Origin of the sequence: Kitasatospora sp. NPDC059817 (assembly GCF_042731835.1) — a bacterium.
Classification (GTDB): Bacteria; Actinomycetota; Actinomycetes; order Streptomycetales; family Streptomycetaceae; genus Kitasatospora.
Genome location: NZ_JBHWIR010000080.1, coordinates 22705 through 32679, shown reverse-complemented (window position 1 = coordinate 32679; position 9975 = coordinate 22705). Strand labels below are relative to the sequence as shown.

The 9975-nt window shown below is 73.9% G+C and carries 8 protein-coding genes; 4 read left to right on the top strand and 4 right to left on the bottom strand.

The genetic code is table 11. The annotated features are described in order from the left end of the window. Window positions 1-443: 443 nt before the first annotated feature. Window positions 444-1148: a bifunctional DNA primase/polymerase gene (locus ACFV61_RS18950; RefSeq protein WP_244293629.1), complete on the bottom strand. Its 705-nt coding sequence runs from the start codon at window positions 1146-1148 to the stop codon at window positions 444-446. 315 nt (window positions 1149-1463) lie between these two features. Between ACFV61_RS18950 and ACFV61_RS18945 the strand changes: the two genes are divergently transcribed. Both ACFV61_RS18945 and ACFV61_RS18940 read left to right on the top strand, forming a co-directional pair. Continuing rightward, window positions 1464-2840 (top strand): hypothetical protein, encoded by a 1377-nt coding sequence (locus ACFV61_RS18945; protein WP_063348171.1) that lies wholly within the window; start codon window positions 1464-1466, stop codon window positions 2838-2840. A gap of 209 nt (window positions 2841-3049) precedes the next feature. After that, the gene (locus ACFV61_RS18940; protein WP_380492778.1) at window positions 3050-4273 is read left to right on the top strand and encodes a hypothetical protein; all 1224 of its coding nucleotides are present in this window, start codon (window positions 3050-3052) and stop codon (window positions 4271-4273) included. A gap of 99 nt (window positions 4274-4372) precedes the next feature. Here the strand turns inward: ACFV61_RS18940 and ACFV61_RS18935 are convergent, their stop codons facing one another. Further along, entirely contained in the window at window positions 4373-5671 is a 1299-nt protein-coding gene (locus ACFV61_RS18935; protein WP_063348169.1) for an ABC transporter substrate-binding protein, read from the bottom strand. A 174-nt stretch (window positions 5672-5845) separates the two neighbouring features. Here ACFV61_RS18935 and ACFV61_RS18930 point away from each other — a divergent pair, with 174 nt between their 5' ends. Both ACFV61_RS18930 and purU read left to right on the top strand, forming a co-directional pair. Further along, window positions 5846-6361 carry a hypothetical protein gene (locus tag ACFV61_RS18930; RefSeq protein ID WP_079135686.1) on the top strand — a complete coding sequence of 172 codons (516 nt, stop codon included), beginning with the start codon at window positions 5846-5848 and terminating at the stop codon, window positions 6359-6361. A 199-nt stretch (window positions 6362-6560) separates the two neighbouring features. Then, the gene (purU, locus tag ACFV61_RS18925; protein ID WP_371517487.1) at window positions 6561-7427 is read left to right on the top strand and encodes a formyltetrahydrofolate deformylase; all 867 of its coding nucleotides are present in this window, start codon (window positions 6561-6563) and stop codon (window positions 7425-7427) included. A 46-nt stretch (window positions 7428-7473) separates the two neighbouring features. On the opposite strand, the gene ACFV61_RS18920 is transcribed toward purU, so the two are convergent. After that, the gene (locus tag ACFV61_RS18920; RefSeq protein ID WP_380492776.1) at window positions 7474-8709 is read right to left on the bottom strand and encodes a zf-HC2 domain-containing protein; all 1236 of its coding nucleotides are present in this window, start codon (window positions 8707-8709) and stop codon (window positions 7474-7476) included. After that, window positions 8706-9377, bottom strand: coding sequence for a sigma-70 family RNA polymerase sigma factor (locus ACFV61_RS18915; protein ID WP_380492774.1), 672 nt, complete (start codon window positions 9375-9377; stop codon window positions 8706-8708). Before ACFV61_RS18915 ends, ACFV61_RS18920 begins: the two co-directional genes overlap by 4 nt. Window positions 9378-9975 lie beyond the last annotated feature (598 nt).

Here is a 9975-nt window from a genome sequence, read left to right as displayed (position 1 = left end):
GGGGGGCCGCCCGCCCCCCCCCCCCTCCCGGAACGACGAGAAGGGCCCGCTGCTCCCCGTGCAGCGGGCCCTTTCGCCTCCCCGTTCCCTCCCTGTCCCCTCCGTCCCTCCCGTCCCCTCCATCCCCTCCCGGCCCCTCCACCGCCGCGCCCGGCTTCCCCGTCCGAGCGCTCCCTCCGGCGTCCCCTCGCACCGCAATTCCTCCCCTCGGCCGATCATGGCAATCCTTGAGCGTTGTCACTCGTCCGGGGGGCTTTCGTCCATGATCAGCGGGTACACGGAGGCCTTATCCGCACATGCGTGTGACGGGCCCCGTCGCCGGTGGGAGACAAGGCCCGTCAGCCGTGCGCGGGGTGTCGCGCGCTGCGCGCCCTCACCCGATAGGCGGAGGGCGGCCGTTCACGGGGCGGTGAACCGGGGTGGTGAACCGTTGCTGCGCCCGTTCAGCGCACCGCTGCCGCCGGCTGGGCGGGCTGGGGGTGGGCGGCCGCGGGCGCCTCGCGCCCGCAGGCGTAGGCGAGCGGGCTGATCAGCTCGGCGGCGTCGGGCAGCCAGCGGTTGAGCGCCGAGGGGGAGCGGGCCCACTGGGCGTAGCCGGTGCCACCGATCCGGGACGGCGGGGCGACCGTCCAGTCCCCTTCGCCGCGGGCCACCAGGTCCAGCCGGCCGGGCGGCCAGCCGAGCTTGCGGAGCATCTCCGGCAGCTTGGCCGCGACCCCGGGCAGCACCAGGAAGTGCAGCCGCCGGCCGATCCGGCCGGGCGAGGCGGGCAGCACCGCGACCGGGCCCAGCTGGAGGTCCATCCGCTCCATCCGCGCCAGCGCCAGGCATCCGGCCGTCTCCGGGACGTCCAGGACGTCGAAGGACCGGCCGGTGGGCAGCAGGATCGAGGCCTGCGGCCGCTCGGTCCACCAGCGCCGTACCGCCCCCGGCCCGGCGCTCGCCTTGCGGGCCCAGTCCGCGTCGAGCGGGTGGGCCCCCGGCAGCAGGCAGCGCCGGTCGCCGCAGGAGCAGCGGGCGGGCCCGTCGCCGTCGATCAGCCAGGCGCCGGGAGCGACCTCCCAGTGGCGGTTCTCGGCGTAGCCGACGGCTTCGATGAGCAGCGGGGGCAGTGCGGCGTTCTTGCCCTGGTCGGGGGAGTCGGGGATGTCTTCCACGCGAAGCTCAACTACCGTGTGTGAGGCTGGTTACGGCCCGGCGCAAGCCGGTTGGGCGCATACCGGCAATGTCACTCGAACCGGTTACTCGACCGAGTTGAGGCGGGCGGGGGCAGGCGCAGTGGGGGCGCACAGGAGCATTTCCCAGGGCGCGTGGGGGGTGCGGATCGTCACCGTGGGTATCCCGCTGGCGTTGCTGATCGCTAACCTGGTGTCAGATTCCTTGGACGGTCGGACAGTCGGCAACAGATCAGCAGAATCGTCGCCCGCCGGCCGGGACCGGAGGGTGTGGGGAGGCGAAACCCAATGGCCGCAAGACCACTCGTCGCACGACAGCCCAACGAGCGTCTGCAGCAACTGATCCAGGAGGCCAGCTGCTCCAACGCCGGCCTGGCCCGGAGGGTCAACCTCTGCGGCGCCGAGCACGGTCTGGACCTGCGGTACGACAAGACCTCCGTCGCCCGCTGGCTGCGCGGGCAGCAGCCGCGCGGGCAGGCGCCGGCCGTGATCGCCGAGGCCCTCGGCCGCAAGCTCGGCCGCAGCGTGTCGGTCGAGGAGATCGGCATGGCCGACGGCAAGAACCTCAGCTCCGGCATCGGGCTCCAGTTCGCGCCGACCCTGAACGCCGCCCTGGAGCAGGTCTGCGAGCTCTGGCGCAGCGACGTCGGCCGGCGGGACTTCCTGACCGGGGCCACGGTCGCCGCCTCCGCGCTGGTGGAACCCAGCCGGGACTGGCTGATCACCCCGCCCGACCCGGTGGTGGCCCGCACCGGCGGCCCCCGGGTCGGCCCGACCGACGTGGCCGCGATCAAGGCCACCACCGCGATGCTGGTCGACCTGGACCACCGCTTCGGCAGCGGTCACGTGCGCCCGGTGGTCGTGCACTACCTCAACTCGGTGGTCTCCAGCCTGCTCGGCGGGGCGTACCGGGACGAGACCGGGCGCCAACTCTTCGCCGCAGTGGCCCGGTTGACCGAACTGGCCGGATACATGGCGGTGGACACCGGCCAGCCCGGCCTGGCCCAGCGCTACTACATCCAGGCGCTCCGGCTCGCCCAGGCGGCCGACGACCGCGGCTACGGCGGCTACGTGCTGGCGGCGTCGATGAGCCACCTGGCGGCGACGCTCGGCAACCCGCGGGAGATCGCCCAGCTCGCCCGCGCCGCGCAGGAGGGCGCCCGGACGGTCGCCACCCCGACGGCGATGGCGATGTTCTACGCCGCCGAGGCCCGCGGCCACGCCCTGCTGGGGGACGCCCGCTCCTGCGAGGCGGTGTCGGCCAAGGCGCTGGAGATGATGGAGAAGCGCCGCCCGGAGGACGACCCGGACTGGATCGCCCACTTCGACGACGCCTATCTGTCGGACGAACTGGCCCACTGTCACCGGGACTTGGAGCAGGCCGGCCAGGCCGAGCACTACGCCCGCCGGGCGCTCGACCTGCACCCGCCGACCCGGGTCCGCCGCCGCGCGGTGGACCTCGTCCTGCTCGCCACCGCCCAGTTGCAGCAGCGGGACCTCGAACGCGCCTGTGAGACGGGCGCGCAGGCGGTCCGGCTGCTGAGCGGGCTGCGGTCCAACCGGGGCGTGGAGTACCTGGACGAGTTCCGGCGCCGGCTGGAGCCGTACCGGGAGCAGCGGGTGGTCCGCGAGTTCCACGCCAGGGCGGATGCGGAGGCCGCCTAGTGTCGCGCCCGGGGCACCAGGGCCCGCCCAAGGCCCCGGGCCCCGGCGGGGCGGGGTGAGGGGAGCGTGAGGGATGTCCCGCCCGCGTGGCCACCCGGTTCGGCGAACCGGTAGCGTGGGCGCGACGTCCAAGGAACTGTGATGCCCCCAAGAACCGACGAGATGTGGTCCGCCGTCAGCGCGCGGTCGTGCACAGGTGAGGAATCGCGTTGAGCCAGCGCCGCTCGTACCCCAACTCGGGTGACTTCAACCTGGACGACCTGTTCCGCCCCGAGCCCGGCCAGACCCAGGGCGGCGTGCCGGGCCAGCCGCAGGGTCATCCCCAGGGCCACCCGCAGGGGCAGACAGGCGTGCCGCCGGTGGGGCAGCCGTCCGGGCAGCCGGAGTACCTCGGCGAGGGCGGGCACGCGCGGCCGACCCAGGCCATGCCGGCCCAGCCCGCCCCGTGGGCCGGTGCTCCCCAGCCCGGTTACGGCGTCCCGCAGCACGAGCCGGCGCCGGAGACGCAGCACCTCCCGCCCTACCCGGGCGCGGACCCGCACGCGGGCGGCTACCCCACGGGCCAGTCCCAGGCCGGCTACCCGCAGCAGCCCGGCCCGGGCGGCTACCAGGGCTACGCGCAGGCCGGGCAGCCGCAGCCGGCGCCGGCCTACCCCGGTCAGGACTACGGGCAGAACTACGGCCAGGGCTACGCCCAGGACCACGGGCAGGGGCAGGGCTACGGACAGGACCACGGGCAGGGCTTCGATGCCACCCAGGCGGGCGCGCAGGCCCCGTCCGCCCGTGGCGGCCGCCCGTCCAACAAACTGATCATCGGCGGGGTGGTGGCCGGTTTCGCGGCGGCCGGCATCCTGGTCGCCGTCCTGGTGAACGGGGACGAAACCACCCCCGCCGCCGACGCCAAGAAGGCCCTCCCGGTGGCCGCCACCGGCAGCACCACCCCCGGCACGGCGAGTGCGAGCAGCTCGGGCACCACCGTCGACCCGGCGGTCAAGGCCCAGGCGCAGCCGCTGTCGGACCTGCTCGGCACCGCGAGCGACAGCCGCTCGGCGGTGGTCGGCGCGGTCGCCTCGGTGCAGAAGTGCGACAAGCTGCCCGAGTCGCAGCAAGCGCTCACCGGCGCGGCCGGCAAGCGGCGCGAACTCCAGACCAAGCTCGGCCAGCTGAAGGCGGACAAGCTGCCCGGCGGCCAGCAGCTGGTCGAGCAGCTCAACGCGGCGTGGACCGCCTCCGCGCAGGCCGACGACGAGTACGCGGCCTGGGCCGGGGACTCGCAGGGCGCCTGCGACCCCAAGAAGCTGGACAACCAGCACTACAAGAACGCCGTCCAGGCCAGCGGCGCGGCGACCACCGCGAAGAAGCAGGCCTCGACCCTGTGGAACGCGATCGCCACCCAGACCGGCCTGCCCAGCCGCAGCGACGGCGACCTGTAGGACGGACGAACGGACGGGGGAACGGGCCCGTCGGCCCGCCCCTTCGTCGTCCGTCCTTCGTCATTGGTCCTTCGTCGTCCGTTCTGCGTCGTCCGGGCGTCACGCCGGTGGGCGGCCCCCGGTGAGCACCCAGCGGATGTCCACGAAGCCCGGCTGCTGCAGGGTCATCCGGCCGCCCTTGACCACCTGGTAGGTGACCCAGGTGTTCACCAGCCGCGGTGACTCGGTGCTGGGCAGCATGTTGGGGGTGCCCCAGTTCAGCGGCGGGGTGAGCCCGACGTCGATGCCCTCGCCGCTGTCCAGCAGCCCGGTGACGGTCTTCTCGGTGACCTGCCGGCCGGACGCCGCGACCTTCTCGGCGACCAGCCGGAACACCTCGTACGCGACCCAGGTGGTCTGCACGCCGGGATCGGAGACGTCGATGGTGTGGCCGCCGGTGGCGTCGGCGCGCACCACCGCGCGCAGCCCGTCCCAGACCTTCGCCGACTCCGGCGGGTACCAGCTGGTGACGTAGGTGCCGGCCAGCGGGCCGGAGTCGCCGCCGGTGGAGTCGACCACCGACTGCTGCACGCTGCCGATCACCGAGGCGAACCGGGTGTTCCTCGGGTTCAGCCGGCGGTAGGAGTCCAGCAGGTTGCCGGTCGGCTCGGCGGCGAGGGCGCTGGTGACGCAGTTCGCCGGTTCGTCCTTGCCGATCGCCTTGCGGGCCACCGCCGTGTAGTCGGTGGACTGCTCGGGCGCCTTGACGTCGAGCAGCTTGATGCCGGCCGGCTTGAGCGCGTTGGCCAGGTAGCCGAGCAGGTTGTCGCCGGACGGGGTGTCCGGGCGGACCAGCGCGACGGCCTTGCAGCCGGCCTCGACCAGCTGACGGCCGCTGCCGCCGATCAGCGCGGGCATGCCGCCGTCCACCGGGTACGAGAGCGGGCTGCTGAACTCGGGCTGGGAGAGCCCGTAGCCGCCGATCAGGGGGATGCCGGCGCGCTCCAGGACGGGCATGAAGTCGAAGCCGTACTGGCTGTAGGAGCCGATCACGGCGACCGCCTTGGCGTCCACCGCCCGCTGGGCGCAGGCCTTGGCGCCTTCGGAGGTGTTGTGCTCGTTGCAGGTGAGCACCTGCAGCCGGCGGCCGTTCAGCCCGCCCTTGAGGTTGACGTCCCGGCCGATCGCCTCGGCGAGCGCGGTCATGCCGGGCCGGTCGGCGGAGCCGGTGCCGGACGGGGACCAGGTCATCACGGTGAGGTCGCCGCCGTTGGTGGAGGCATCGGCCGGTCCGCCGCACGCGGAGGCCGAGAAGAGGGTGGGGAGCAGGGCCGCGGCGGTGGCGGCCGCGGCGATCGGGCGGCGGCGGCGCCGCGCGAACTGGTGCCGGGGTTGGAACGGGTCCCTTCGGCTGGTCATCGGTCTTCCCTCTCTGGGGCGCCATCCGGCGCACCGGAGCAAGCCAAGCCCCGGCGCCACACGCCGAGAGGGCCGAAGTGCGAACGGTCGGATAACGGGAGCTGAAATCCGGCGGGGCACGCGTGTAGATCGGGAGTGGAGTACGAACGGACAGGGAACGTACGATCGTTCTCCATGTCCGCCAGCACAGATTCTTCGCATCGGTCTGCCCGAAACACTTCTCGTCCGGGCCACCGCTCCAGCACGATGAACGGCATGCCGCTCAACGACCTGCCCTGGTGGCGCTGGCGAGCCCGACTGCGCTCGGCGCTGCACATGTTGTCCGACCCCGGTTTCCAGCAGGAGACCTGGCTGAACGGCCGGGAGGGGTACGGCGACGTGACCGACGCCGTCTACCGACTGGTCGAGGACACCTGGCTGGACCACTGGTCGGCCGAGAAGTACGTGGGCACGATCTTCCGCGACTCCGCCGAGGCCGCCCTGGTCGACGTCGCGGTGCTGCGCGTGGTCCAGCTGCTGCACGAGGTCGGCGCGGACGCCCACGCCTCCGCCTACTTCGGCCACCCCGGCTGGCCGGAGGCGGTCCGGGCCGCGCGCGAGGCGCACGTCGCGCTGGCGGTGAACGACGGGGACGACCCGGACGCGGCGCCCAAGTCGCTGGACGTGCTGCGCATCCTCACCCGGGTCTGAGCCTGGGTCTGAGTTCGGGTCCACGGCGGGGCCGCCGGCCGGGCGCCTGGTCGGCGGCCTAACCGGGTGCCTGGTCGGGCTTTCGGTCGGGCCGCTGAGCAGTGCCGTCCCGCAGTACGGGCAGCGGGGCGGCGACTGTCCAGGATGTGACACGCTGGACCACCCACGAACGCCACGACCTCAGGACGGGATACCCCCAGTGGACCAGCAGCCGGCCAGCGCCCAGTACGTCCTCACGCTGTCCTGCCCCGACAAGCAGGGCATCGTCCACGCCGTCTCCAGCTACCTCTTCATGACCGGCTGCAACATCATCGACAGCCAGCAGTTCGGCGACGGGGACAGCGGGCTGTTCTTCATGCGGGTGCACTTCTCTGCCGCCGAGCCGGTCACCGCCGACAAGCTGCGGGCCAGCTTCGCGGCGATCGGGGCCTCGTTCGGGATGGACTGGCAGATCCACCCGACCGAGCAGCGGATGCGGATCGTCCTCATGGTCAGCAAGTTCGGACACTGCCTGAACGACCTGCTCTACCGCACCCGGATCGGCGCCCTGCCGGTGGAGATCGCCGCGGTGGTGTCCAACCACACCGACCTGCGCGACCTGACCGAGAGCTACGGCGTCCCGTTCCACCACATCCCGGTCACCCGGGACACCAAGGCCGACGCCGAGCAGCAGCTGCTGGACCTGGTCGCCAAGGAGGACGTCGAACTGGTCGTGCTGGCCCGCTACATGCAGGTGCTCTCGGACCAGCTGTGCACCGCGCTGTCCGGCCGGGTGATCAACATCCACCACTCCTTCCTGCCGAGCTTCAAGGGCGCCAAGCCCTACCACCAGGCGCACGCCCGGGGCGTGAAGCTGATCGGCGCCACCGCGCACTACGTCACCGCCGACCTCGACGAGGGCCCGATCATCGAGCAGGAGGTGGCCCGGGTGACCCACGACGTCACCCCGGACCAGCTGGTCGCGCTCGGCCGGGACGTCGAGTGCCAGGCGCTGGCCCGCGCGGTGAAGTGGCACAGCGAGCACCGGGTGCTGCTGAACGGCACCCGCACGGTGGTCTTCGCGTAGCGAGGTCGGGGCGCGCAGTTGGGACGGTCGGCGCGGCTGTGGCCGTTTACGGCCGCGACAGCAGTGGCAGGGCGTGCAGCACCTCGCGGATCGCGGCCCGGTCGCCGTGCTCGCCGACGGGCAGCCGGTCCGGATCGCGGTGCGCGGCGGCCAACTGGCAGAGCTCCAGGCCGTCCAGCACCATCGAGGCCACCGGCTCGCCGCCGGACGGCCCCGACTCCGGCCCGTCCAGCGGTATCAGCCACTCGCCGGCCGCCGGACCGTCGATCACCAGCCGCAGCCGCCGGCCCCGGCCGTGGCCCTGGCCCGCCACGGGCGGGAGGTCCGGCGCCCCGGCGGGCTCGGGACGGGTGGCGCGGGCGGCACGCAGATCGGCCAGTGCCCGCGGGACCATCCGGACCGCCAGGTCCACCATCTGCCGCAGGTGCTGGGGCGCCGGCGGGTCGTACGGGTAGGCGACCGCGCGGGCCACGTCCTCGCCGTGCACGTAGCACTCGAAGGCGCGGTCCACGAAGGCGTCGCGCAGCGGCAGCACGGCGAAGCCGTAGTCGACGGGGGTGTTGCCCCGCGGGGCGAGCGCGGCGGTGCGCACCAGGTCGTGGGTCTGCCGCCGCCACCGCTCCCGCACCGACTGCGGCGGGAGGCCGGCCCGGTCGGCGACCAGCCGGGCGGTGCGCTCGGCGATCCCGGCGTACGGCCCGCCCTGCAGCGGGACCCGGGGCAGGAGCAGGGGCGCTGGCGGCCGCGCGGCCGGCTCCTGCGGCGGCACCCGCCGGGCGGCCGGGGCCGGCGTGGCGCCCGGGCCGGCCGGCACCGGGTCGGGCAGGCCGAGGGCGAGCGCCAGATAGCCGTCCACGGCGGCGAGATGGCACAGCACCTCGGCCGGACGCAGCCGCCCGGTGCCGCCGTGCCACGGCAGGTCGGCCACCTCCTGCCACTCCTCCGGGCCGAGGTCGCGCAGCAGCGCGTCGAGCTTGGCCGTCTCCGCGGTGTACGGCATGCCCCAGGCGGGGACGGGCAGTTCGGCCGGTCGGCGGGCCAGGCACCAGTCGAGCACCTGCTGGCGCAGCGAGTTGGGCTGGTCGAGCGGCTCGTCTAGGGCGAGCCACCCCGCCGCCTCACGCAGCCGGGCGGCCTCTTCGGCGCACTCCGGGCAGGTGCGCAGGTGCTGCTCCAGCTCGGCGGCGTCACGGTTCGGGCAGGCGCCGAGGGCCCAGGCGCCGAGCAGCGAGCGCAGGGCGTCGTGGCGCTCCTCGGTGGTGGGCTCGCTCCGCTCGCTCATGCGCCCCTGTCCCCGTCGTCCCTGTCGCCCGCGTCGTCCCGGTGGTCCCGGTCGTCGGCCCGGCCGTCCTCGCGGCCGTGCCGCTCGTCGTGGCGGGCGCGCTCCTCGGCCAGTTCGGTGGCCAGCAGTTCCAGGCCGAGCCGCATCCGCTGCTTGGCGGCCTGCTCGCTGATGCCGAGCAGCCGGGCCGTCTCCTGGTAGGTGCGGCCGTCGTAGTACGTCACCGCGATGGTCTCACGCAGGGATTGGGGCAGGGAGTCCACCACGTACTGCATGCGCGCGGCGGTGGCCACGGCGCGGATCTCCGCCTCGGCCGCGCCCTCGCCGCCGCCTGGGCCGTCAAGTCCGCTGCCCGGGCCGCCCGGTACCCGCTCGGCGGCCCGCCGCGCCCGCAGCCGGTCGACCGCGCGGCGGTGGGTGAGCGCGCCGAGCCAGGAGCGCAGCGAGCCCTGGACGGGGTCGAAGTCCTCGGGGTGCTCCCAGACGTGGGCGAATATCTCCCGGGTGAGCTGGGCGGCGGCGGCCTGGTCGGCGAGTATCCGCCCGGCCAGTCCGTGCACCATCGGCGCGAGCTGGTCGTAGATCTCGCCGAGCGCGGTCTCCTCGCCGCGGGCGAGGCGGCGTTGGAGCTGCTCGTCCCAGCGCGGCGCGCGGTCGGGGGTGGCCATCGGGAACCACCCTCCTGCCCGGGTTTCGCTGGCGTACCCAACGGTATCTTGCGGCCGGTCGGCGGCGGGAGCATTCCCCGAAGAACGGAACCCGGGCCTGCGGATCGTCACCCGGGCCGTCATCCGGATCGTCACCCGGCCCGGCGCCCGGTCGTCGCTCGTACCGGTGGCCCGTGCGCGGGGCGGTCCGTGGAGGCCGCTGTTCGAAGGCCGTTGGACATATGTCGCACGGGTGGTTCGCGAGTGGCGGGCCGGGTGCGCGGGGCGTCCGGAGGTAGGTTCGCCACTGCGGGACCGGCGGGTCGGCCCGGGCCGGACGAGTGCCGGTACGAGGCTCGCGAGAGTGAACGGGACAGTATGCACTGCGCTGTCCCCCGATCGCTGGAATATGCCCGAAGCGCTTGCCGAGGTCCGTCCGCCCACTCATCCTGAGGCGTAATCGAGTCGCGGCCAGTGCGCGACGGACGAGTTGGCCCGGACGAGTTGGCCCGGACGGGACAGCTCGGGTGAGCGCCGGGCGGGAGCCCGGCCGAGGGCCCGGGTGGCACCGGGCGATGTGCGAGGGTTCGCCGGCTGGACGATCCGGCCCGATCGGGAC